This window comes from Massilia orientalis (assembly GCF_030411975.2).
Lineage (GTDB): Bacteria > Pseudomonadota > Gammaproteobacteria > Burkholderiales > Burkholderiaceae_D > Telluria > Telluria orientalis.
Genome location: NZ_JASNRB020000036.1, coordinates 1 through 23388 on the forward strand (window position 1 = coordinate 1; position 23388 = coordinate 23388).

The following is a 23388-nucleotide window of genomic DNA, read 5'->3' on the forward strand; positions in this document are numbered from 1 at the left end:
GGCCTGCAGGGCGTCCTGCGCCTGGGCCGCATGAAGGACGAGGGCACGGCCGCGGTCGAGATCACGTCGATCATGAAGCGCAATTCCTGCGGCAAGGCACTGGACATCGCTCGCATGGCGCGCGACATGATGGGCGGTAACGGTATCAGCGACGAGTTCGGCGTGGCGCGCCACCTCGTCAACCTGGAAGTCGTCAACACGTACGAAGGTACGCACGACATCCACGCGCTGATCCTGGGGCGTGCGCAGACCGGCATCGCGGCATTATGACGGCGATGCGCGGCGATCTTCCGCAAGGTGCGCTTGCGGGCCTCCGTGTGCTCGATTTGTCCCGAGTGCTGGCTGGACCATGGGCAGGCCAGTTGCTGGCCGATCTCGGTGCCGATATCGTCAAAATCGAGCGGCCGGGCGCTGGCGACGATACCCGGACCTGGGGGCCACCTTGGCTTAGGGATGAGGATGGCGAAGCGACATCCGAGTCTGCCTATTACTTAAGCGCTAACCGCAACAAACGGTCAGTGACGATCGATATTGGCACTCCTGAGGGACAATCGCTCGTAAAACGGTTGGCGGCGAACGCCGACGTCGTGCTCGAGAATTTTAAGGTCGGTGGACTCGCTCAGTATGGATTGGACTACCTCAGTCTAAGTGCGCTCAACCCTAGATTGATCTATTGTTCGATTACCGGCTTTGGACAGACCGGGCCGTACGCATCGCGCGCCGGCTACGATTTTCTGATCCAAGGAATGGGTGGGCTGATGAGCTTAACCGGACGGCCCGACGGCGAAGAAGGTGCCGGCCCTATTAAGGTTGGTGTCGCGCTGACAGATGTAATGACGGGCTTGTATGCAACGGTAGCTGTTCAAGCGGCTTTAGCACATCGCGAGCGCACGGGTGCCGGGCAGCACATCGATCTAGCGCTGTTCGACGTGCAAATCGCCTGTCTGGCCAACCAGGCTGCTAACTACCTCGTCGGTGGCACTGCGTCTGCACGGATGGGAAATGCTCATCCGAACATCGTGCCGTACCAAGACTTTCCGACTGCTGATGGTTACATGATCATCGCGGTCGGCAACGATGGACAATTCATGAGGTTGTGCGAGGCGCTTGGGCGGCCCGAGTGGGGCAGTGATCAACGATTCGCGACTAATCCTCAACGTGTCACGTATCGCGACGAATTGATTGCCCTCATTCGTGGAGTCACTATATGCAGAGCGACCGGCGAATGGATAGAGCTCATGGAGCACGCGGGCGTGCCTTGCGGTCCAATCAATACCTTGGATCAAGTGTTTGCCGACCCCCAGGTGCATGCCCGCAGCATGCGCATCGACATGGAACATCCGATGGCCGGTACCGTGCCGCTGGTGGCCAATCCAATCCGCATGTCCGGCACACCCGTACGCTACGAACGTCCGCCGCCCATGCTGGGCGAACATACGCAAGAGGTACTAGATCAGTGGCTGGCAGTGAGCCCGACGGAATTCGCTGAACTGCGTGCAAAGAAGATTGTTTGAAGATGCAAACAAAGGATTAAAAATGAAAGTCCTGGTACCGTCAAATGCGTGGTCGAGTACAACGTTCGCGTCAAGTCCGACGGCAGTGGCGTCGATATCGCCAACGTCAAAATGTCGATGAACCCGTTCGACGAGATCGCGGTGGAAGAAGCCACGCGCCTGAAGGAAGCCGGCAAGGTCACTGAGATCGTGGCCGTGACCTGCGGCGTGGCCCAGGCCCAGGAAACCCTGCGTACCGCGATGGCGATCGGCGCCGACCGCGGCGTGCTGGTCGAGACCGGTGCCGAGATCGAGCCGCTGGGCGTCGCCAAGGTGCTGAAGGCGCTGGCCGTCGAAGAACAGCCGCAACTGATCATCCTGGGCAAGCAGGCAATCGACGACGATTCGAACCAGACCGGCCAGATGCTGGCTGCGCTGCTGGGCTGGCCGCAGGCGACGTTCGCCTCGAAGGTCGTGCTGGAAGACGGCAAGGTCACCCTGACTCGCGAAGTAGATGGCAGCAGTCGGGCGCGAGCGCCACGCACCCAACCGGGCGCAGACGTAGTCCGCGCGCAGGCCCCGCAGGCGCGGGATGCCCGGTTCGCGTCCGCCCAGCTCCGCGCCATGGCATATGACGCAAGCGGGGATTTTCTTGGAAGGAATGCCCTGCGTGACGATGCGCTGGCCGTCGCGTACCTTCTCCGGCGACCGCTGGACGGCAGGCTGCACGAGGGCGGCGAATTGAGCGATGCGAAATGCTCGGCCATGCGCATCAGGTAGGCGTCGGGCAGGTAGGCGTCGGGCAGGTAGGCCAGCAGGTAGTTCATCGGCACATACTTGCGCCGGCCATCGCGGAAGGCCACCAGCTGGTTGTAGAGGTAGCCGGCTGGCTTTCCCGCCAGGCGCGAAAAATAGACGTTTTCCACGCCGCGGCCGTGGGCGCCATCGCATCCGGTGCAGGCCTGTACCCGCGCTTCCATGGTTTCGGGAATGCGGTCGGCAGCTGTCGTTTGCGCTTGGGCTGGAGTGCTCTGTACAGCGGCGGCGATCGCCAGTGATATCCCCCAAATTCTCATCGACGTGCCTCCAATCACTGTTACAGATTGGCAGATTTCTACCACTGATCGGCGCATTGGTGATAGCGAACATATCACAGTCGGGGGGCAGTAAGTCGCACGCACACTTTCCGAGCGGGCATTTTTTTGCCTGTTCCACCCGGGCCCTCGGAATCGCTGACGTTCAGCATCTCTAGGGCCGATCTACGCAAACATGCGCTGGATCTGTGCCACAATCGAGCACTTGCCTTGGGACGGGCGATCTCGGGTATTCGCGCCTCGCCAAACTCTGTGGCTTATCTCTCTGCAATTATCAGCGAACCCATCCGGTCCGCTCCGCCTATCGTTTGTTTTCTAGGACGGATTCGAGCCACAGTCTAAGCACGCCGGCACCGTACCTGCGTGGGCCCATGGAGAACAACAGTCGTCCGGCGATCGATCCGCTTTTCCGCTCGGCAGTTACTGTTTTCGGCCCAAATGCCCTCAGTGTTGTACTGAGCGGATATCTGGACGATGGAACCGTAGGCCTGCAGGCCATCAAAGTATTCGGCGGCGTTGTCGTCGTACAGGACCCGGCCGACGACAAAGCGTCGGATATGCCTGCTAGTGCGCTCAACTATGTGGAGGTCGACCGGGTGCTCGGCGCAGGCGAGATAGGGCCCGCATTGATCGAACTGACGAGTACCGACATGCGGCCAAACGTGCGAACTCAGCAGGATAGTGCGTCCAGCACGCCGAACTGGGAGCTATCGAGAACCGGGCCAATCGCATGGTATGCGCAGGCACTCCATGACCAAGGTGCTGGGCAGCCGGTCGTGCTGGACCGGATGACGATCACTGGTCCAAAGCCGGGTAACAGCCAGCGAATGCCGGATGCCATGCCAAGACAGCGGATCAAACCCGGGTCGAGCACCATCGCCACCCGCACGTCAACCTGCTGCGGCCTTCCTCATGACGGCACCACCAACGTTTGCGGCGCCGCTTGGCGGATGCGTCCGTGCAGCCATTCCAGCTGGCGCTTGTTCTGCTGCCGGATCTGCCTGATGGCGGCCTCGAAGGCCTTGTCGTGCAAAGAGCGGGCCGCCTGCTCGAGGACGTCAAGAGAGATCATGCTCTCGTTGACCAGCAGCCACAGGTCGTGCAGGTCGCGCAGCATGTCGAAGCCGCCCTGCTTGCGTTGCACCACCAGTGCCTCGTCGAGCCGCTCCGGTTCGCCCTCCCGGCGTTCGCCGTACTGCGCGACGAACGGGTCGAGCGCGTCGGCCGCCGCGCCCGACCACCGTTCGAATAGGTGGCACAGCGGCCCGATGTCGGGTTCGTCCGGATGGGTGGTCCGCGTCTGCTCGAATGCTTTTACGAGGCGGCGCTCGCTGGCCTGTAGCAGGCCGAGGTAGTCGGCCACGTGGGCCCGTACGGGCTTTGCCTTCTCCCAGCCCTCGACCAGCACGTCCTTGGCTTCCTTGAGGGCATGGATGACGCCTGATTCCTGTGCCGTCGGGCTGGCCACGCCGGGTTGGGCCGGGTCCATGCGCTCTGGCTGCGCCGTGGTCGGCGCGTCGACCTTTTCGATGCGCACGGCGGCATACTTGTAGTGCGGCTGCTTGCTGACCGGGTCCCACTCGTAGATCGTGAGTTCGTTGGCCGCGCGGGCGCGACCGGGCTCGTCCCAGTACCCGTAGTGGAATGAGATGAAGACCTCGCCCGGGCCAATGTCGCCGATTTTCGCGCGGGCCTCGGCGTTGCCGCGGCGGGACGTAACACGCACCCAATCACCGTCAACGATGCCCAGCTTTTCTGCGTCCTCGCGCGCGATCTGGACGAAGTCGTCAGGCGCGGCATTCGCCAGCGCCGGTGCGCGTCCCGTCTTCGTGCGCGTATGGAAATGGTAGACGAGCCGGCCCGTGGTCAGGAACAGCGGATAGTCGGCATCCGGCTCCTCGAACGGTGGCATGTACTCGGCGCCCTTGAGCACGGCGCGCCCGGCCGGGTTGTGCGCACGGTATTCCTTTTCGGGCACCGGCGCGCCCGTGATGATGTCGTGGCCGAAGCTCTCGCAATAGTCGGCGTCGGTCGGGAACACGAGGTCCTTGTAGATGTAGTGTTCGCCGTCGGGATGCTCGCTGTTGCAGGGCCAGGGAATGCCCGAGCCGCCGGTCAGCTTGTCATAGCTCAGGCCCGTGTAGTCGCACGGACGGCCGCGCGTGCAGGCCTTCCAGTCCTCGAAGGCCTGTTCGGGCGTGGTCCACTTGATGAGGGGCGCGCCGTCCTTGTCCTTGAAATCCATGCGGCGCGCGAAGTCGACGAAGATGTCGAAGTCGGAGCGCGCCTCGCCCGGCGGCTCGACCGCCTTGTGGCTGATGTGGACGGTACGGTCGACGTTGGTGAAGGTTCCGGTCTTTTCGCCCCACAGTGCGGCCGGCAGCACGACGTCCGCCATCTGCGCCGTCTCCGTCAGGAACGCGTCCTGCACGACGACGAACAGGCCTTCCTTCTGGAGAATGGCGCGGACGCGGTTCAGGTTGGGCAGCGACACAGCCGGGTTGGTGGCCTGGATCCACAACATCCGGATCGAGCCGGTCTCGCAATAGCGGAAGATCTGCATCGCGTGGGTGGGCGGCGTCCAGTGCGGGATGATCGCCGGGTCGACATTCCAGACCCGCGCCAGATCCTCGATGTGCGCGATGTTGTTCCAGTTGCGGAAGGCCGGCAGGTCCCCGTCGGCGCCGGTTTCGCGGGTATTCTGCGAGGTTGGCTGGCCGTTCATCTGCAGGATGCCGCAACCGGGGCGCCCGATGCGGCCGAGGACCAGGTTGATATTGTTGATCTGCACGGCTGCGGCGGTCGCCTGGTTCGACTGGTACACGCCCTGCAGGCACGTCGACAGCAACTTGCTGGACGAACCGATCAGGTCGGCGGCACGCCGCAGGTCGGCGGCAGGAACGCCCGAGATCGCTTCGACGCGTTCTGGAGGATAGGCCGCGACCAGCTGCGCCAGGTCGTCGAAGCCCATCGTATGCCGGTCGATGAACGCGCGGTCGACGTGGCCGCCCTGGATCAGCAGGTGCAGCACGCCGTTCAGCACGGCGACGTTGGTGCCGACCTTCGGTGCCAAGTGCAGGTCGGCCTCGCGCGCCGTCATCGTGGTGCGCGGATCGATCACGATCAGCTTGGGTGGATCGGCGTGGCGGCGGCGGTCGAGCACCCGCATCCACAGCACCGTGTCCGTGTTCGACATGTTGTGTCCGACCATCAGGATGCAGTCGGTCGTGTCGACGTCGAAGTAGGAGCCCGGCTGGCCATCGCTGCCGAAACTCTCTTTCAGCGCGGCGGCTGCCGTGGCCGTGCACAGCCGCGTGTTGCCGTCCATGTGCGGCGTGCCCAGACCCGCCTTGCCGATGATGCCGAGCGTATAGTATTCCTCGATGAACAGCTGGCCGCTCGTGTAGAAGCCGATCGCGCCCGCCGAGTATTCGCGCTTCACCCGCTGGGTCTGTTCGACGATCAATGCCATGGCTTCATCCCAGCTGGCCCGCTCCAGCTTGCCGTTGCGGCGTACCAGCGGATGCGTCAGGCGATCCGGGCTGTTGTTGGCTTCCCAGCCGTGCAATCCCTTCGGCCCAAGCCGGCCGCGATTCACGACATCCTGCGCGCGGCCGCGTACGCCGACGATCCGGCCGTCCTTGACAGCGATGTCGCAGCCGCAGCCGTTCGAACACAGCACGCACGCCGATTGCACCCAGCGTTCGGGCGCTTCCGTCGTCCGCTGGTCGACGCGTACCGGCCATGCGTCCTGGCCGCTGTAGGGCGTACGCTCGCCCCAGATATCCGCAATACTGTCCCGCGACTCCATGTCCATCCTCCCGGAAGCATTGTTATAAATGTATTTTGATCATAGCTGTGCGTGGATGAGCATGGCGCACGCTGAAACGGGCGATATCGCTTCGTCGCGTAAACGTTCTCGACATCGTGGGCTTAACCAAATGCCGCGCAACGACTTCGACCGATGCAGCAGGCAGCGCCAGACCCTGATTTATGTTTCCGATATTCAAGCGTGCTGCACCGATGCATGAGGCGTTCTATTCTGTTCAATATGGTGAGACCGACAAGCAACCACTTTGATCAATGAAGGAGTATTCATGCAAGCAACTATTTGTTGTGGCCTCGGCGATGCGCACGCCGATGGCGAGCTCGCAGCTCGCACGGGAGAGGAGACGACATCATGAAAGCCGTACCTGATTCGTCCGGATTCAGTCTGGCGTCAGCAATATTTAACCTGCTCGACCCGATACCGTTCGGCTTTTTTGTGGCGACTCTAATTTTTGACGTCATTTACGCCAACTCCGCCAACGTGCTGTGGCTGAAATGCGCTTCCTGGCTCGTCAGCATCGGCTTGGTGTTTGCCATCGTGCCGCAATTGATCAACCTGTATGGCGTCTGGTTTAACAAGCGCCGGATCCGCACGCGCGGCGAAGCGATCAACTTCTGGCTCAACGTGATAGGTATCGTCGCCGCGCTCGTGAATGCGTTCGTGCACAGCCGGGACGCTTACGCGACGATTCCCGATGCACTGTGGCTCTCCGCCGTGACGGTGATCGCGATGGGCCTTGGAAGAATCATCCTGGCCGGGAGAAACGTGACTTACAAGGAACTCAACAATGGACAAGCGTGAATGGGGATGGCGGCTCAAGGCGGGGATGGCGGCAGGATGTGTACTGCTGCTGGGGGCATGTAGCGAAAAAGCCAAGGTGGATTTGTCGCAGCAGCTAGGTGGCAACCCGGAATTGCCCAAGGCGCAGAATTTCCTGGTCCCGCCGATGCAGGTGCCCGATGGCGTCGGCTGGAAGGGTGCTGCAAAACCGCAAGTCGCTCCCGGTCTACAGATCGAAAAAATCGCGTCGGGACTCCTTCACCCGCGTCAGTTGTTGGTCCTGCCCAACCAGGACGTGCTGGTGGTCGAAGCGAATGGTCCGGGAGAAGAAGCAGTCACGACGCCGAAACAGGTCATCGCAGGGATCATCAAAGGACGTTCCGGTAAGGGCGGGAAAGGGGGCAACCGTATCACGCTGCTGCGCAAGAAGCCAGGTTCCAGCGTTGAATGGGAACAGCATGTGTATATCGAACACTTGCACTCGCCGTTCGGTATCCAGCTTGTCGGCGATACCCTGTATGTGGCCAATACCGGCAACATCATGAAATACCACTACACGCCCGGCGAAACCCGGATGTCCGATCCGGGAACCGAGTTGGGCGACCTGCCCAGCACAGTCAACCACCACTGGACCAAAGCACTGTTGGCCAGCCCTGACGGCAAGAAGTTGTACGTCGGCAGCGGTTCGAATAGCAATATCACCGAAAACGGCCTGGAGGTCGAGTACCGACGCGCGGCCGTGCTCGAAGTCGATACGGCGACCGGTGCGAGCCGGGTATTCGCGTCCGGCATACGCAATCCGACTGGCCTGCAGTGGGAGCCGCAGTCCGGCAAGCTTTGGGCCATTGCCAACGAGCGCGATGAGATCGGAGCCGATCTCGTTCCTGATTATTTGACGTCGGTGAAAGAGAAGGGGTTTTACGGCTGGCCATACAGCTATTACGGCCAGCACGTCGACGATCGCGTCCAGCCACAGCGGCCCGATCTGGTCAAGACCGCCGTCAAGCCGGACTACGCTCTCGGATCCCACGTTGCAGCGCTGGGCCTGCTGTTCTATACCGGAGACGCCTTGCCCAGGTACAAGCGTGGCGCCTTCGTCGCCGAGCACGGCAGCTGGGATCGCTCTCCGCTGAGCGGCTACCAGGTCGTCTATGTGCCCTTTGAAAACGGCATGCCCAAGGGGGCTGCCCAACCAGTTGTGACCGGCTTCCATTCGGTCGACGAAAAAGAGTTGTACGGCGCGCCGGTCGGCATGGCCCAGGATGCGGCTGGGGCGCTACTGATCGCTGACGACGTTGGCAACGTCGTTTGGCGGGTCACGAGTACCAGTCATTGATTATCTAATGGGGTAGAGGTGTGACTTTCGTAAATTGATGAGAAGTAGAACAATCGAAGCCCGTGACGCTGGCGTTTCAGCCGATACGGGCTTTTCGATTCGCCGAGTCTTGACGAAAACTATCACCGACGCATGGCATGGCCGCCACGGTATCAGGTAGCGGCGATATTATTAAGAAGTAAAACGCTTGTTCGACAACTAGTTACAATTTTTCTTATCCGCAAGGCTGATTGCGTACTAGAATGAAGTCAGTTTACACATCCTGGCTGACGATCCAGTCCAAGTACTGGTATATTCATGAATATCGCAGCCTCCCGCCCCCGTGCGCTCATCGTCGATGCCAACGATGACCTGCGCGAACTCTTTACCTTGTTTCTCGAACACTGCGGCTACGAAGTACGGTCGACGCACACTGGCGCGCTTGGGTTAATTAGTGCGACCGCAAATGCTCCGAATGTCGTGTTTTCGTCCCTTCGCGTGGGCGATGTCGACGGCTATGCCCTTGCACGTGAACTGCGGAAGCTGCCGCAGACGGCCAGCAGCGTCCTAATCGCAATGTCGGGTTTTGCAAATGAAGGCAGGGCAGTGCATGAGGCCGGCTTCGATCATTACTTGCGTAAGCCGATATCTTTGGATGAGATTACTGCGATATTGAAGCCTTTAGGCAACGCGGTGGACTAACTTCGCACTCGCGGGCTCGCATGGTGCGAAGCGCGGTGCAAGACTAACCCTCTGATTCGTAAAGGCCAAAAGGGCTTGCAAAACTGTTGTAGGTCGGAAAACTGCTATCCCAGCCAGCATGGTTCTTTAAGCTTCCTGGCCCCATCGGTTGTTGATCGCTTTGAAATTATCCAGATCGACCAGTAGTAGAGCGACAGGTCTGATGCCGCGGCGCACGCGCCACTTCACGTGCAGCGATCTCAAAATAGGATACGGCCAGGTCCCTAATGCAGACATATGGTTGTCTGGCATGCACCTGCGGGGACGGTGGATCGGCCCCGCTTCCGTCCATGAGAGATCAGAAGTATTGGGCAACGCTCAGCTGGGTTCAAAATGGGCTGCTCGGGTCGAGTGTGGGATTCCATACGCTGGCTTATGGCATGTTGTCGAGTCTTGCTGTGTTTGTCTGGTAAAGTGCCGGGCACAGCCATTCGCGTCTCGATCCTTTATTGCGAGCTACCGTATGCCAGCAGCCTCACTTCCTCCAGACGAACTGGAGCGCCAAGAACTGCTCAAGTCACTCGACATTCTTGATACCGCTCCGGAACCAGTTTTCGACCGGATCACACGCCTGACAGCGCGCCTGCTGGACGTACCCATTGTCGTGTTTTCACTGGTTGACAAGGACCGTCAATGGTTCAAGTCCCGCGTCGGACTGGAAGTGCAGCACACCTCCCGAGAGGTCGCATTCTGTGCGCATGCCATTCTGCAAAGTGCGCCGTTAGTTGTCACCGATGCGACCGCCGATCCGCGGTTCGAGGACAACGTCCTTGTATTTGGCGACCCCAACATCAGGTTCTATGCAGGTGTGCCGATTCGCAGCGCTGGCGGTCACGCGCTGGGGACTCTATGTGCAATCGATTCCAAGCCACGTCAGTTGTCTGCAGGTGATCTAGAGACGTTGCGCGACCTTGCGGACATCGTCACGAAAGAGATCCAGTACCGCGAGGCGCTGGCGGTCGCGCGTGACAATATCGAGCGATCCAGCGATGTAATCGCATACAGCGAAGCGCGGTTTCAGTCGGGGTTCGACCTTGCCAGTATCGGCATGGCGATGGTAGCGCCGGATGGGGGATGGCTGAGCGTCAACGAGGCATTGTGCAGAATCGTCGGCTACACGCGAGAGGAACTGTTCCGGACAACGTTCCGCGACATTACCCATCCACCGGACCTGGACTCGGACCTCGCTTTGCTGCGGCAACTGGAAGCCGGCACGGTCGACCAATACCAGCTGGAAAAGCGGTACGTCAAGAAGGATGGCCGCCCCGTCTGGATCAACTTGAACGTCACGAAGAAGACCGGACCGGATGGCGAACTGCTGTACTACGTCGCGGCCATCAAGGATATCTAGGCGCAGAAGGAGGCCGAAGCGGACCTGCGGGCGCTCCACGTCGAGCTGGAAACGCGTGTCGCGACCCGCACCAGAGAATTGAACGACGCGGTTGCAATGCTGCAGAGTGCCATGAGCCGCCAGGAGCAAGCAGAACGATTCCTGAAGGACCGGGAGGCCGAGCTGCGCAGCGTGATCGAGAACGCAAACGATGCCTATATTGGCCTGGACCGGGACGGCATCGTTCGTGAGTGGAACCGACAGGCCGAGACGACGTTCGGGTGGAGCGCCGGCGAAGCGATCGGACGGCCGCTCGACGCTTTGATCATTCCGGCTGAGATGGGAGAGTTGCATCGTCGGGGGATGGCGCGTTATTTGGCTACCGGTTCGGCGACTGTGCTGGGTAAGCGGCTCGAACTCCCGGCTGTTCGAAAGGATGGCTCCGGACTCACGGTGGAAGTGCGGATCACGGCGCTGGAAGTGAACGGCACAACGATCTTCAGCGCGTTCTTGCACGACATAACGGAACGCAAAACGCTCGAGGCCCAGCGGGAATACGACACGCTGCACGATGCGCTGACGGGGCTCTTGAACCGACGCGCGCTGACCGAAAGCCTTCCCATCGCGCAGGCGCGCTCGAGACGTACCGGCAAGATGCTGGGTGTGCTGTTTATCGATCTGGACGGATTCAAGGCGGTCAACGACACTCACGGCCATGAAGCGGGCGACAAGCTACTCTGTGAGATTGCCAGGCGGCTGCAGAGTACGGTACGCAAGACCGACAGCGTATTTCGGCTAGCCGGCGACGAATTCACTGTTTTACTGGAAGATATGACGGCCACCTATCCGGACGCGCGTGCTGTGGCGAAGAAGATCATCGAGCAGCTCTCTGTCCCTGTCGACCTGTGCGGGCGGGCCGCCACCGTTGGTGCCAGTATCGGTATCGCTATTTTCACTCCTTCGAGCAACGTGTCCGCGGCGGACCTCATCAAGGAAGCCGACTATTGGATGTATGAGGCGAAAAAGGCCGGGCGAGGGCGGGTTATGCCAGATAAAACCGTACAGGAAAGCAGAACAACGTAAGCTGTTCCGCGCCGGAAGAATTTCTGTGGACTGTCTGGTTTGTGGTATTCGCGTGTCAAGCTTCAGCGTTGGTATCATAAAGATTTATGCTTAGATGCAAATCTAATATTGCTTTGATCAGGTGGTCTCACCGGTGCGAAGTCCGCCATGTAAGTATCCCAAGCTGATCTGGCGAGCTGGGTATGGTACGTTGTCAGCGCGTTGTACGAGCCAAGCATCGGATTGGTTGGCCCTGCAGTCTGCTCGTACCGGTCCTATCACGGTCATCGTCGAGCTCTAGTGAAAAGCCACGGACGTTGACTTGAATTATGTCGAGTGATCTCTAACGGTTACTCTAAACTCGACAATATTTTAAGTAATGTCGAGTTTGTTAGGCAGTATCAGGACATATGGGTTTGGCGCATTACAGGTATCACGAAACGTCATTGGACAGGCATTGTGCATTGCAGCATTATGAGTCTGTCTCCTCTATCTTCCTCCAAGAAAATAGATTCAGCCCGCTTCCCAGCGGGCATTTTTTTACCTGTTCCGCTCTGGCTCCAAAGTTCGTGGCGTTCAGCATCTTCGGTTCCGATCTTACGCAGATTGCGCTGAACCTAAGTCACCAAAGCGAGTGCAGCCTCTGGCCGGGCGAACTCGGTTGTTCGCGCCTTATCAATTCTTCTGTTGGTGATCTCTAAGGCAATTATTGGCGAAGCCATCCGGTTCGTATGGCCAATTGTTGTCCTCTGGCAGATTCAAGTCCAAGTCTACGAGCGGCGGCATCGTGCCTAAGCTTTGTCCCTGAAGGGCAGCTTTGCGTCAGAACCTGTGACGGGTCACGAAAAACCGCCAGTTCAGATCAACGAAGCCGAGTACCCGCAGCACTATCTGTATTTGTTTAGTCGAATACCTATGATGTTTCCATGTTGCTTGAGCCAGAGTACCGAAAGGACTCGGCTAGTTCATTTGTGGACCTCGTTACCTGGCCACGCTCTTTACGTTCCATAAACTTTTTTGCACTCGCAACGTTGTGTCCCGAACCCTGCCGGCCGGTAACGCTGCCTCTACAGCTATAAGCATACGGAACTACCAATTTCAGAGTGTAAGATTCTCTGAAGAATAAACCTAACATGCCGCAAGTAGAATTAGCTTACTTACTAGCTAAATGGCGGGGACTCGTACATGGTGACATTGCGCCAGCGCCTGACAGCGGCCCTAACGCTGCTTGTTCTATTGACGTGCGCACTAGTGGCTGGCTGGTCACTTCATGTCGCCAAGCGCGAGATGGTTGCGACCATCGGCACCCAGCAGTTCGATCTGTTGTCGGCCTCGGCTGCTTATCTGGATGCGGATGTCGTGCACATGCAGGCCCTGCTCCGTACAGTCATTGATGGCCTGGCCGGTGGCGCGCCAGGTGCGTGCGGGCGGGCTCAGCCCAGCATCGAGCGTCATACCGTGTTGCGCAACGAGTTTTTTAACGTCACGGTGTTCGACGCGACCGGCCTTTTGATTGGTGACATGCGCAATCCAGCGCGGATCGGGACAAAAGCGCTAGGAAGCCGGCCATATTTTCAAGATACGATGCGCAGCCGAAAAGGGCTGATTTCCGAGCCGTTCGTCAGCGCACTATCGAACAGGCCGGTCATCCTGATCACCGAGCCGGTATTCGATTCGCAAGGCAACATCGCCTGCATCCTCGGCGGCAGCGTCGATCTGTCCCAATCCGCGTTTTTCGGCCAGATCTCACGGTTGCGGCCCGGACGCACGGGCTACCTGTTCGCCCTGACTCGCGATGGGCTGATATTGCACCACCCTGATCCCAGTCGTCTGCTGAAGAATGTCCTGACCGAGCAGGGGACGGCGGTGTCATCGACCGTCGCAGCCATGCACGGATGGGAGGGCTGGAAGCTGGGCCGTTCAAAGAACGGGACGCTCGCCATCATTACTTATAAGCGAATGCGGAATCCGGAGTGGATACTAGGATCCGTGTATCCGTTCGACGAAGCGTTCAGCGGCGTGAACGCGGCGCAGCGCGCGGCCATTATCGGCGCAGCTCTCGTCGCCTTGTGTGCGGGTCTCGTCGGCTGGTTCGTCACAGACTCGCTTTTGCGCCCGCTCCAGCGATTGCGGTGGAACGTTGTAGCGGTCGAGGAAGGACGCGAATCCATCGAGGTGTTCAACCTGGATAGCCGCGATGAAGTTGGGGCGCTCGGACGAGCGCTGTATTCGCTTTCGACCAAGCGCAAGGAGGCGGAAACCAAGTTGGCCCACCTCGCCATGACTGATGCGTTGACAGGTCTCGGGAACCGTCGGCGCCTGCAGGCGGAAATCCACGAAATCGCCGCCACGGCAGAGAAGCTGCGAACTCCCGTGACGTTGGCCTTTCTGGATGTCGATCATTTCAAGTCGATCAACGACAGGCTCGGCCACGACGTTGGCGATCTCGTTCTCATGGAATTCAGCTTGCGACTGCGCGCTGCGGTGAAATCGACGGACCATGTCTTCCGTCTTGCGGGCGACGAGTTCGTCATCGTCCTCGAACATCGTGAAGCCGGAGTTGACCTGGACGCCGTCGCCCACAAGATTCTCGATCTGACACGGGCACCGTTCTTCGTTACCGACGGCGCTTTGCTGGTAACAACGAGTATTGGAATGGCAACGTGCGACTGGAGTGATGTCGAACTTGGAGCACTGCTGCGCTGCGCCGACGAGGCGCTTTATGCAACCAAGCAGCGCGGCCGGGACGGCTTCACGTTGCGTACATGCCGGTAGTCGGTCTGCTGCTGCGATCCTCGGTACGACGTCCAAACGACACTGATGTCGTTACCACGCAACCTAGCTATGAAGCAGATTGAGAATAGTCTCTATCCTGTAGGGTTTGGTCGCAAACAGATAAGGCTGTTCATGATCCTTCAGCAGATCAGGAAGCATATGCCCCGACATCAGAACAATCTTGACAGTCGGATGCCTCACTCTGATCTCCTCTGCGAGCTGAAGTCCGGACATGCCAGGCATCATGACGTCCGATAGAACAGCATCGATTTCCTTGTCGCTTTGAAGAGCATGCAGTGCCTCACGTGCTGAGTGGACTACGATAACTTGCAGGCCATGTGCACTCAACAGCGTTGCCGCGAATTCTGCTCCGTCAGCTTCATCATCGACAAGCAGCAGTTTCCGCAAGAGCTTATCGGGGAGCTCTGTTTGTTGTTTCCCAGAATTCGCTGACTGGAGGTTGTGCGACCTGTCATCGGCGCTGTTTAGCGTGTCGAACATTATAAGCCTCGTTATTGATAGTTCTATCTTCGTTTCTTCTCAAGTTAAAAAATCGGCAATTACATTTATCTCAAATACAAGATAAGGTTCATGCACGCTTTCGTCTCTCGCCCTGCATGGGTGAGGCTAATGTCGGCAATACAATATCGTTATCGCTGGATTCAAGGACCGTTTTTATGTCCTGAGCCGTAAGAGGTCTCTGCAGAACCGCGTCTATCCCATCGGCATTGCCATTCAAGACCGAACCGGACTCACCATCCATTACCAATATCAGTATAGCGTCTGGTGAGTGACGCTTGAATTCGCCACTAAGTGCACGTCTATCATCGGGATTCACGACTGTCCAGGTAACGATTAAATCGAATTGAATCATTTGGACAGCGTGTAATGCCTTTCTCAAATTAAATGTAGGCGTTACAAGGTATCCAAGCGATGCAAGAAGGATGGAAGTGCTATTACAGGTTAGTGCGCTATTTTCAACAACCAATGCATACTTCATATAACTGCCCCCTGGTTGTTTTTTGTATAAGGTGGTACGTGTTCTAAATTTTATACTGTTTACCAAAAGTTATGTCAATAAAATTACACATGGTAGGGGCAGGCGGAGCACACATTGCAGCATTTCTTCGAGTTCTGCCTGCTATGGAGCCATGCCTTGAAGACCATCGCCGGCCTCATTGCTATTGAACGATGCACCGGCCTTGATGGCAGTTCCATGTTCCACATCAGCGGCCGGATCAACTGCACGGTGTGGGCTACCGGCAGCACGGTTGCTTACGTGCCCCAACCACATTGCTCCTCATGTAACCGTCCTGAAGAACAAGGATTCACCCAGGAAGCCGGGCGCAACCTGATCCGCGCGCTTCAGGTACTGCTACCGGCGACTGGTTCGATGTAACGCGCTTCGAGAACTTACCGAAGCATTGCTATCCGAGCTCGTCCGTTGGGCGAGCAAACATCTGTTGAAGTAAAGGTGTGACTCTTCATGAAGTAAACGTACGACTTGATGACGAAATCCGGTGCAATCCGGAAATGTCCGCCAATCGGCTCACGAAAAATCAAGGACTTATGGGGCGGCCAACCACGGAAAATCCGTTCGTCGTGCCAGAACCCGTCCTATTATGACTAATCGACTTAATACCGGCTAAGTCGAAAGTTTGCTTTTTGACACCGCATTTAATACCTGATCCGCTAACTTTGTACTTGCTCATCCATTGTGCCGCCCGAGCATGCACCGCGAATGGCCAGCGGTCGGTCCGCTCAAAACGCAGGAACGCTTGAGCGGACACCGTCGGCAGAGTCTCAGTGCACGCATGTGCACGGGTATCCGGCAACGAAGGGCACCTCGATGTTTTTGGCGTGCAGGCTGGCGTAAATGCATCCCTTTAGCGGATCCCATTCTGGGTCGGGCATGCGATCTCGCAGGCAGTGCCGGCCTGAGTCGAGAAGTGACTTCGCTTCTTGCGGAATATAGGCGACGACCAAGAGCTGCTTCATTAACGCGGCAACGTCCATCACCGACCATCGCTCTGCGTAGCAGTCGAACGCGACCCCACGGAGGACCGCACAGGGAACGACATGCTCGCCGTGAAATCCTGATGCCTTTTCGCTGTGTGGTGCCAGGTCGTTACCGACGAAATACTCGGCAACCCGGCTGTGATGGGAAAAATCTTCACGCACGCCGCGCCGAAAGAATCTGGCCATGCGGACGTACAATCGATCCAGCCGCTCGCGCTCGTCGCGCACGGGACGAAATTGTCGTTCGTACGGCAGACAGCCAGCCCTGATCGCGCTTCGTGCCTCTTCCAGAAGCGCTTCCTCCACGCCTTGTGTTCCCAGCCAGGCATTGAAGGCGAGTGCTGCTTCGGTCAGTGATAATTTCTGTTGCCCATACCATGCTGATCTGAACTGCTGCTGCACGGTTTTCCAGTGAATTCCCGCCCACGGCACTTGAGGACGCGCGATCTGCGAATGCGCATCGCTGTCTTCTTCCGCCAACTCGAAATAGAACAGGGCTAGTTGAACGACGCGTTCAAAGTGGGTCAGTCGCGCGTCCCCTTGGATGCTCCGCACCGGAATCCGTCGCCAGTCGGGATGCATGCCGGCGGCGCGGCCGGGGAAGGGACTGAGCAGTATTCCTTCACGCTGCAACTGAACGATTAGCCCGGAAGCGGAAGCATGCCCGATGCGGAGTTGTGCCTGTAAGGCGGCCACTCCTGGATTCTGTGTGCGGATGACGGTAGCGCGGGACAGGGATAGCAGTTCATTCGTAGTAAGCATTTTGGCTCCTTTTTGTTCGGGTCGACTAACAGCGTTTCGCTGCTCCTTACCATCCCATTTTTACATTTTGTTACATATTAGTAAGTCACTCAGCCTACTTCTGCTCCTGTTCTGGCGATGAGGCGATTGGGCGTCCCGCCGTTACGTCGATCTGCCCAAGCCACGTGCGCCCGTGGTACCAGTTGCCCCGCCTCTGCAGATATTCGCCGGTTCTGCGTCTGACAACGCGACTTAAGGCGAGGGAGGAACGGCCGTTCCCCCGGCGCCGTAGTCGTAGACGCGCTTCGTACCTTTGCTGACGCGCAGTAGCAGCCTAGGGTCCACATGCGGGTAGCCACGTTCGCGACGCGGCATGTCAAGGCCGCCGACCGTAGGGCGCAAGCTCAGGCGCAAAGGTGCCGCCGACGCATTGTGGTCGGCGTAGCTGGCCCGGCACGCCGTGACGGCGGCATCGCGCAGATGAGACCAACGCGGCGGTGAGGCCCGGATCTGCCTGCGATCAGCCGTTCACGTTGTGTCGTCGTCGTTTCGAAACCAGGATTTGGCCATTTCCGGGTTGGCGCGCTTCCACCGTTCTAGCGCGGCTCCCCGTAGGGCATACGTGCGCGGGTCGTAGTCCACGCTTGGCCGCAACTTCTCCAGGTCGCGCGAGCCCCAATGAGACGGTTGAGATGGCCGCGAAGCCGGCGCGGGACCCGGGTTGGACGGTTCCGCTGTAGTCTTGACCGGTGGGCGTTGGGGCATGCACAGGCGTTCCCCCATCTCTGGAAACAGCAGGGCAAGCAAGCGGTCGTAACGCCCGTCCCGCACGTATACGTCATTTCCCCATCGGATACTGTTGGCCACCTCATCACGCCATTTGGCTATGCTTTCTTCCTGCAAGGCCGTCAGTGCGGGCGCGTATGTCCTGATCGCCATGAGATACACTGGATGCCATTGCCGCAGTCCGGTGGTGTCCTGGCGAATACGGCTGATCACTTCCCAGCACGTGCCCTCAGCATAGCCGACACCAGTGTCATCCCGGATCGACAGCAATCGCTCGATCAGCATGGCCGGCGCACCGTATAGGGCCGAGTCGCCGGCCTCGGGGTAGCCATGGCAAGCCAGTGCGATCGCCGCACCCCGCAACGCTTCCTCATGGCGATCGGCATCCGCGGATGGACGCTGACGTGATGCCTGTCGGGCCCGGAACATGTGCGTTGCCGCCTCCAAAAATAGCGCGGCCCACACCTCAGGCGGACTATCGTGCGCTACCGCTTCAATCGCCAGGCGCAGCTGATCTTGCTGCGCGCATACGTCGTCGAGCTGGGCTTTGAGCAGATCCGCGGCACGCACCGCTTCTGGATGGTGAAGCCAGCGTTTCGCGGCGGTCTCGTTTACGACGAAATCGACTAGGGCACTACGCGTGATGGTGCCGCCCATGCTGCCGATGTCAATTTCGATGGCAGGGAAACCTGTCGCGGCGATCCTGACGCGTCGCTCCTGGGTAATCGCATTCGTCACCGTTACCTCGACTAGCAGCGTGGTGCCGTCCAACTCCGTGGCGATCACGTCCGGAACAATGTGCCCGACCCGCCGCTCCAGCGCGACGTGCGCCAACTCTGCCCGGCGCGTCGGGAAGGCCTGGCTACGCGTGATTGGTCGGCCATGCAGCTCGCGTGTCACTTCGATCGTCGGGTGCGCTGGCAGTGCGATGCAGCGGTTCGCCTGCAGGATTTCCTTAACCAGTTTGTGCAAGAGTGTTTCGCGGCGCATCGCAGGCGTTGCGTCGACCGGTAGCTCGTCGGACGGATCCCAGTCGAGCGCTGCAGCCGCCAGTTCGTAGGCTTGCTGCAGCGCCTGCGCGTCGAGTGCCGGGTCATTCCAGTGCCCGCACCAGCAGTGTTCGTCCATTACGGCCACGATGCGCTTGCGGATTTCGTCGATCGGCATCGCGGCGATTTCGGTCTCGTTCGCGACAATGGCGACGCTGGCCACCGCATTCCCTCTGTGCTCGAGACTGGTGCTGCCAACCAATAGGACTTCGATTTCCCGGCCGTCATCGAGCTTCAGTAGGCCACGCAGCGGGTCGGTGAACTGCACGTCGACGATGCGCACCGTCTCAGGGGGATGGTCGACCCAGGCCTCGTACAGCTTGCCGCTGAAGCCCTCGACGTGCACGCGCCGGCGGCGGCGCGGCAATTGCAGGACGTCTGTTCCTTCGAACGCCGCAGCCAGCGCAGCGCGAGCGGTCAAAACCACGCATGCCGCTTTCGGCATGCCGTCGGGGTGCCGGAAGTGCGGCCGTCGTGAAAATACCTGCTTGCCAGCATTTACTGCCGTCAAGGACTGACCACAGCTGATACAGACACAGTTGCATTTCGATCCGGTTTCTTTGAGCTCGAGAATGTATTTCAGCTCGCCAGTAGCGCGATCGCGCGCCCACGCCATGACCAAGTGATCGGCATTGCCGACCGCAGACTGCATTAGGTCCTGCTGTATCTGAAAAGTCATTGTTCAGGTCTCACGAAATCCATCGAGCAGCTTTTTCCTTTGATACCTATGCCCACTAGAAAGCAATTGTACAATTGTCAACGGCGTTAGCCAGGCCGGCTGCAAGCACATCCGTCGGGGCAACGAGCCGGTCCTGCTCCCGGCCAACCGGAACTTTCAGACTCCGATTGGATTTTTCAGTCATCGGAGGTCGTTATGCCGGCTCTGCTGTTCAAAATCCATTCAGGCCCAGCGCATTTCCCGTAGTGCGGCGACCAGCTCCGGACGCATGATGAACTGGAAATGCCCCGTGTGCTCTTCGGCCTGGTGTTCGTTCGAATACGACAAGGTGGTCCACCAGCACGGCGACCCATCGGCGTGCCGTTCCTCGGGTGTGTAGCCGAGCGCGGTGGCCACGTTCATGGCGAGAGTTCCGTACTGCAGATTCGCCGCGTTGTAATTCTCGTATTTTGCGGCGGCGGCTAGCTGCGTCGCCGTGATCGTTGCGTCCGCGGCCCGGCATTGAGCGCGAAGCATCGCAAAGTGGTTGTCCGGCAGATTCTTGTCACGGGCGGCAAGCAGGGCCGCTTTGAATTGTTCAACGGTCGCGATCGCCTCAGCGCTGGTCCCGACCATGGCATTCCTTTCATTTGTGGAAGAGTTATAAGCTACGTGTTATTTGAACCAGCCGAGCGTTTCGATCGCCTTGGCCAGTTCGTGGTGCATCATCATCTGCAGGCGCCCCTCGGCCGACCTGGTTTGCAACTCGACGCACAGGGCGCCACTGTAGAAGGCCTCGTCGCGCTTTCCGGACCGTTCAAAGTTGACGCCGAGCGCTTCGCCGACCATGGCCCCCAACTTGCCATATTGCGCATTCGCGGTCCGGTGATCGTCCGATCCCACCGCTTCCGCCAGTTCCGTGTAGGTCACCGTGCGGTTGTGCGCGTGGAAGTGTCGCTCCAACATTTTCGATTGGTTGTCGGCCAGCTTGCCCTTGCCGATCAGGATCTCCGGCAGGACCCGGGTATAGTCGGCAGCGCTCGGCACCACGAACGCCTGGCTGCGCCGCTGCATAAACCGGAACACCTTGCTGTGGTCAGTCTCTACACCATTTTCGTTAAGGAACGCGGCGATCTCTCGCCAGGTGTACTGTTTGTCGCGCAGCGTGGCGATCGTCTGGACATGGTCTTCGAGCCTCGTTTTTACGGGCGCCGCCTTTGCCTTGGCGAGCAGGTCAGTGGGAGCGGTCATTGGCTATCTCATAAGGTTTCAATCTCAACAGATTGCAACAAAACACAACAATAATCAATGTTACAACGAAAAATTTGCGGCGACGCTTAGGAGGAGGCTTGATGGAAGCCTTCGCCGCTTTGACGGGTGCGCGCCGGCACGATGCGGACGATTTACGAACGCGCGACGGGCGGATGTCGACCGTCAGACGTGTTTCACGTCCGTTCGACCTTAAAAATCAACACGTTGGAGTGCTCCACAACACGGGGCCAGGGGGGCCACAGAATCTTACTTAATATGTGTCAAGTAAGATTTGGCCAATTTACAGGTACATTTATATCTGTTTCCGTACCGCTCAGGTGGTTGGGCTAGACGTCTCCCTATCTTGGCCATGTTTCTGCCGTAACCGTTCCCGGACTTGGGCGATAATAGCGCGTTGCATTTTTCTTTTCTCGGTATCGACAGGCGGCAACTCCTGGGCATAACGTTCTACCTGCTCAGCCAGCTCGACGTCATTTTCTTCACGTAGACGAGTTGCGCTTTGTATCAGGTCCCGCAGGACGTCTCGCCGACGTGCTGCCATCGCAATTTCCCATGGCTTTGGTTCGATATAGCCTCGTTCGAGTTCAAGGGCCGCGTCTGCAAAACGCCGTGCCTTTGCAGCCGAAACATCGCCGCGCTCGTGGATGTGGTATTCCGCGCTACCTCGTCCTTTTAACGATACGCCACGTTCTGCTCGCGACGTTGCGTTAGCGTCGATACCGTAAGCCCTGAGCTTAGTCGCGAAGTCCTCGCGCCAGGCGCGCAACGTGCTTTTCCGGATATGGAGGCGTCGACCGTCCTCGTCTTCCGCCCGGACCACGACATGTACGTGAGGATGCGGCGGCGGACTCTCGCTGGGATCGGTCTCGGGCGTATGTAAGGCCATCAGATACTGGTGCCCGGCAAAGCGCTCCTGCGTGAACGCCTGCACTGCTGCAAATAATTTGTCGGGGTCTGTCTTGGCCGGCATAGAAAAGATGATATTGAAGGACTGATGCAGCGCTTCGCCTTTCCTATCATGGGGGCATTGCAAGTCAAGATCCCACGATGCATGCATAGCGTTGACGCTATCCCGGCCGCTGACATGCTCACCTTTTTCGTCCGCCGCGATCAGTGTCCCGTTTCGGGAGATATAGTTCATGTAGCGCAGCACGCCTGCGATGGTTGAGCCACCGCCTTTGACCTTGATAACGACTTCGGGAGTCCTCGTGACGGTACGTCGCAATTTGCTCTTGATCGACTGCCAGTCAACGTCCCCGCCAAACTTCTGCGTTGCGGGACGATAAACGAGCCGCTGAAGGCCCGACTTACGTCCGTTCCGCTCCGGAATAACCCCGCGCTCAGTGAACATCTCCGACTCCCCACGTCCGTAGATTAGCGAGAACAAGTTCCTTGACCGCGGTGGTCTCCACGTCGAGAAGCATCCTGAGCAGATCAAAATCGTAAGCTGCTGCGACGTGCGCTTCTTCAAGCGAAGTATTAAGCTTCTTCGCAATCTGGTTGACGTTACGGCCGACATCCGCGAGCTGCCGGGCCACCTGCCGCAAGGCGTTGACCTCGTCTTGGCACAGCACTGGGCGTTTGTCGATATGGACATACAGTAGATTCGCCAAGTATGAACTGCGATGGCATCGACGTCCGGCCGCGAGACGCCCCAATTCGTCATAGTAGTAGGGCTCAAGGCGGACGTACACCTGTTCGGTCTTGGCACCTGCGTTCACCGGATGGGAGGTCACTGCAGGTAACTGCGTCGACGCGGGGATGTATAGGGTTCCGTTTTGCTCAGCGCGGATGAAGTCTGTGATCAATGTTCCAGCGAGACGCGACGCCGTTAATGTGCGCGACCGTGCGATCGCGTCAAAAACTTGTTTGGTCTCGTTATCGACTGCTGCTCCTATCACTGCCATGACATATCTCCCACTCTAACCAACGTTGTGGATCGATTCAGCTGCTCCTCGTGTTACGGCTTGCGTCCAACGGTGCTTTCCTGCTTTAGGTTTTAAGAGGGCAGGATAGACTGTCGTCTTAAATGCTTAATCTCTTCGAGATTAAGGCATTGGTCCTCGTCCCTTCGGGACTGCGGGCGTACCGCTCACAGCTCGCTCACAATCACGGCGCCTTCCGGCGCAACGAGCCGTAAAGCGGCGTAGTAAATCAACTGTAGGACAGTCCCACCCACTGCTGCGCAGGCCCCGCAGATCAACAGCGGCGTTCGATCACGCAGAAACAGCAGGCAGAAAAGGAACAGGAGAACCCCGGCGGCTATTGCTAGGCTGATTAAGGGAACAAGCACACGTCCCACCAATAGCAAGGTCACGTAGAGGCTGTACTTGATCGTGCCAACGACCGCCTTACCAGCCACGACAGCTACTTTTTTCGATACGCGCCTCACGTGCAGCTCCTTCCCAATTAAGTAATTCACATGCTTGTCCGGATCACAGCGC

General features: G+C 58.6%; 19 protein-coding genes and 2 pseudogenes. 11 read left to right on the forward strand and 10 right to left on the reverse strand.

Features of this window, described 5'->3' with window-relative positions; genetic code table 11:
- The 4 genes and pseudogenes from QPK29_RS30990 to QPK29_RS31005 form a co-directional block, all read left to right on the forward strand.
- Nucleotides 1–270 (forward strand): acyl-CoA dehydrogenase family protein (locus tag QPK29_RS30990; RefSeq protein ID WP_400189907.1); only part of this gene is annotated, 270 nt, incomplete at its 5' end.
- Nucleotides 271–275: 5 nt separating this feature from the next.
- Nucleotides 276–1514: a CaiB/BaiF CoA transferase family protein gene (locus QPK29_RS30995; protein ID WP_371772021.1), complete on the forward strand. Its 1239-nt coding sequence runs from the start codon at nucleotides 276–278 to the stop codon at nucleotides 1512–1514.
- 22 nt (nucleotides 1515–1536) lie between these two features.
- Nucleotides 1537–2012, forward strand: a pseudogene (locus tag QPK29_RS31000) (electron transfer flavoprotein subunit beta/FixA family protein); the annotation flags it as partial.
- Between the two features lie 763 nt (nucleotides 2013–2775).
- A pseudogene (locus tag QPK29_RS31005) lies at nucleotides 2776–3201 on the forward strand (chemotaxis protein CheB); the annotation flags it as partial.
- Between the two features lie 296 nt (nucleotides 3202–3497).
- Here QPK29_RS31005 and QPK29_RS31010 read toward each other — a convergent pair.
- Nucleotides 3498–6398 carry a molybdopterin oxidoreductase family protein gene (locus tag QPK29_RS31010; RefSeq protein WP_371771969.1) on the reverse strand — a complete coding sequence of 967 codons (2901 nt, stop codon included), beginning with the start codon at nucleotides 6396–6398 and terminating at the stop codon, nucleotides 3498–3500.
- Nucleotides 6399–6767: 369 nt separating this feature from the next.
- On the opposite strand from QPK29_RS31010, the gene QPK29_RS31015 reads away from it, so the two are divergent.
- The 3 genes from QPK29_RS31015 to QPK29_RS31025 all read left to right on the forward strand — a co-directional run bounded on the left by QPK29_RS31015 (nucleotide 6768) and on the right by QPK29_RS31025 (nucleotide 9213).
- The gene (locus QPK29_RS31015; RefSeq protein ID WP_371771970.1) at nucleotides 6768–7217 is read left to right on the forward strand and encodes a DUF2231 domain-containing protein; all 450 of its coding nucleotides are present in this window, start codon (nucleotides 6768–6770) and stop codon (nucleotides 7215–7217) included.
- Nucleotides 7204–8532 (forward strand): PQQ-dependent sugar dehydrogenase, encoded by a 1329-nt coding sequence (locus QPK29_RS31020; protein ID WP_371771971.1) that lies wholly within the window; start codon nucleotides 7204–7206, stop codon nucleotides 8530–8532. The genes QPK29_RS31015 and QPK29_RS31020 overlap by 14 nt, the downstream gene beginning before the upstream one ends.
- 297 nt (nucleotides 8533–8829) lie before the next feature.
- A complete protein-coding gene (locus QPK29_RS31025; RefSeq protein WP_371771972.1) occupies nucleotides 8830–9213 on the forward strand; it encodes a response regulator in 384 nt (127 codons plus the stop codon).
- Nucleotides 9214–9339: 126 nt separating this feature from the next.
- On the opposite strand, the gene QPK29_RS31030 is transcribed toward QPK29_RS31025, so the two are convergent.
- Nucleotides 9340–9504 (reverse strand): diguanylate cyclase domain-containing protein, encoded by a 165-nt coding sequence (locus QPK29_RS31030; protein WP_371771973.1) that lies wholly within the window; start codon nucleotides 9502–9504, stop codon nucleotides 9340–9342.
- A gap of 211 nt (nucleotides 9505–9715) precedes the next feature.
- Between QPK29_RS31030 and QPK29_RS31035 the strand changes: the two genes are divergently transcribed.
- The 3 genes from QPK29_RS31035 to QPK29_RS31045 all read left to right on the forward strand — a co-directional run bounded on the left by QPK29_RS31035 (nucleotide 9716) and on the right by QPK29_RS31045 (nucleotide 14419).
- Nucleotides 9716–10603, forward strand: a complete 888-nt coding sequence (locus tag QPK29_RS31035) for a GAF domain-containing protein (protein ID WP_371771974.1) — start codon at nucleotides 9716–9718, stop codon at nucleotides 10601–10603.
- A 111-nt stretch (nucleotides 10604–10714) separates the two neighbouring features.
- Nucleotides 10715–11665 carry a diguanylate cyclase domain-containing protein gene (locus tag QPK29_RS31040; protein ID WP_371771975.1) on the forward strand — a complete coding sequence of 317 codons (951 nt, stop codon included), beginning with the start codon at nucleotides 10715–10717 and terminating at the stop codon, nucleotides 11663–11665.
- A 1164-nt stretch (nucleotides 11666–12829) separates the two neighbouring features.
- Nucleotides 12830–14419, forward strand: a complete 1590-nt coding sequence (locus tag QPK29_RS31045; RefSeq protein ID WP_371771976.1) for a diguanylate cyclase — start codon at nucleotides 12830–12832, stop codon at nucleotides 14417–14419.
- Nucleotides 14420–14482: 63 nt separating this feature from the next.
- On the opposite strand, the gene QPK29_RS31050 is transcribed toward QPK29_RS31045, so the two are convergent.
- Nucleotides 14483–14920 carry a response regulator gene (locus tag QPK29_RS31050; protein ID WP_371771977.1) on the reverse strand — a complete coding sequence of 146 codons (438 nt, stop codon included), beginning with the start codon at nucleotides 14918–14920 and terminating at the stop codon, nucleotides 14483–14485.
- A 655-nt stretch (nucleotides 14921–15575) separates the two neighbouring features.
- On the opposite strand from QPK29_RS31050, the gene QPK29_RS31055 reads away from it, so the two are divergent.
- The gene (locus tag QPK29_RS31055; RefSeq protein ID WP_371771978.1) at nucleotides 15576–15818 is read left to right on the forward strand and encodes a hypothetical protein; all 243 of its coding nucleotides are present in this window, start codon (nucleotides 15576–15578) and stop codon (nucleotides 15816–15818) included.
- 404 nt (nucleotides 15819–16222) lie between these two features.
- Here the strand turns inward: QPK29_RS31055 and QPK29_RS31060 are convergent, their stop codons facing one another.
- The 7 genes from QPK29_RS31060 to QPK29_RS31090 form a co-directional block, all read right to left on the reverse strand.
- Nucleotides 16223–17200, reverse strand: a complete 978-nt coding sequence (locus QPK29_RS31060; RefSeq protein WP_371771979.1) for a hypothetical protein — start codon at nucleotides 17198–17200, stop codon at nucleotides 16223–16225.
- 507 nt (nucleotides 17201–17707) lie between these two features.
- Nucleotides 17708–19666, reverse strand: a complete 1959-nt coding sequence (locus QPK29_RS31065; RefSeq protein WP_371771980.1) for a hypothetical protein — start codon at nucleotides 19664–19666, stop codon at nucleotides 17708–17710.
- A 249-nt stretch (nucleotides 19667–19915) separates the two neighbouring features.
- On the reverse strand, nucleotides 19916–20308 hold the full coding sequence (locus tag QPK29_RS31070; protein WP_371771981.1) for a hypothetical protein: 393 nt from the start codon (nucleotides 20306–20308) through the stop codon (nucleotides 19916–19918).
- Between the two features lie 39 nt (nucleotides 20309–20347).
- On the reverse strand, nucleotides 20348–20923 hold the full coding sequence (locus tag QPK29_RS31075) for a hypothetical protein (protein WP_371771982.1): 576 nt from the start codon (nucleotides 20921–20923) through the stop codon (nucleotides 20348–20350).
- A gap of 334 nt (nucleotides 20924–21257) precedes the next feature.
- Complete coding sequence (locus tag QPK29_RS31080) at nucleotides 21258–22295, reverse strand: relaxase/mobilization nuclease domain-containing protein (RefSeq protein WP_371771983.1); 1038 nt, start codon at nucleotides 22293–22295, stop codon at nucleotides 21258–21260.
- Nucleotides 22285–22851, reverse strand: coding sequence for a plasmid mobilization relaxosome protein MobC (gene mobC / locus QPK29_RS31085; protein WP_371771984.1), 567 nt, complete (start codon nucleotides 22849–22851; stop codon nucleotides 22285–22287). Before mobC ends, QPK29_RS31080 begins: the two co-directional genes overlap by 11 nt.
- Before the next feature lie 185 nt (nucleotides 22852–23036).
- Nucleotides 23037–23336 (reverse strand): hypothetical protein, encoded by a 300-nt coding sequence (locus QPK29_RS31090; RefSeq protein WP_371771985.1) that lies wholly within the window; start codon nucleotides 23334–23336, stop codon nucleotides 23037–23039.
- Nucleotides 23337–23388 lie beyond the last annotated feature (52 nt).

Coding starts and splice junctions, on each gene's coding strand:
- QPK29_RS31070 (WP_371771981.1), bottom strand. CDS start 20,308: ATGGTCGGGACCAGCGCTGAGGCGATCGCGACCGTTGAACAATTCAAA.
- QPK29_RS31020 (WP_371771971.1), top strand. CDS start 7,204: ATGGACAAGCGTGAATGGGGATGGCGGCTCAAGGCGGGGATGGCGGCA.
- QPK29_RS31040 (WP_371771975.1), top strand. CDS start 10,715: ATGAGCCGCCAGGAGCAAGCAGAACGATTCCTGAAGGACCGGGAGGCC.
- QPK29_RS31080 (WP_371771983.1), bottom strand. CDS start 22,295: ATGTTCACTGAGCGCGGGGTTATTCCGGAGCGGAACGGACGTAAGTCG.
- QPK29_RS31030 (WP_371771973.1), bottom strand. CDS start 9,504: ATGCCAGACAACCATATGTCTGCATTAGGGACCTGGCCGTATCCTATT.
- QPK29_RS31015 (WP_371771970.1), top strand. CDS start 6,768: ATGAAAGCCGTACCTGATTCGTCCGGATTCAGTCTGGCGTCAGCAATA.
- QPK29_RS30995 (WP_371772021.1), top strand. CDS start 276: ATGCGCGGCGATCTTCCGCAAGGTGCGCTTGCGGGCCTCCGTGTGCTC.
- QPK29_RS31045 (WP_371771976.1), top strand. CDS start 12,830: ATGGTGACATTGCGCCAGCGCCTGACAGCGGCCCTAACGCTGCTTGTT.
- QPK29_RS31075 (WP_371771982.1), bottom strand. CDS start 20,923: ATGACCGCTCCCACTGACCTGCTCGCCAAGGCAAAGGCGGCGCCCGTA.
- QPK29_RS31050 (WP_371771977.1), bottom strand. CDS start 14,920: ATGTTCGACACGCTAAACAGCGCCGATGACAGGTCGCACAACCTCCAG.
- QPK29_RS31010 (WP_371771969.1), bottom strand. CDS start 6,398: ATGGAGTCGCGGGACAGTATTGCGGATATCTGGGGCGAGCGTACGCCC.
- QPK29_RS31060 (WP_371771979.1), bottom strand. CDS start 17,200: ATGCTTACTACGAATGAACTGCTATCCCTGTCCCGCGCTACCGTCATC.
- QPK29_RS31065 (WP_371771980.1), bottom strand. CDS start 19,666: ATGCAGTCTGCGGTCGGCAATGCCGATCACTTGGTCATGGCGTGGGCG.
- QPK29_RS31025 (WP_371771972.1), top strand. CDS start 8,830: ATGAATATCGCAGCCTCCCGCCCCCGTGCGCTCATCGTCGATGCCAAC.
- QPK29_RS31035 (WP_371771974.1), top strand. CDS start 9,716: ATGCCAGCAGCCTCACTTCCTCCAGACGAACTGGAGCGCCAAGAACTG.
- mobC (WP_371771984.1), bottom strand. CDS start 22,851: ATGGCAGTGATAGGAGCAGCAGTCGATAACGAGACCAAACAAGTTTTT.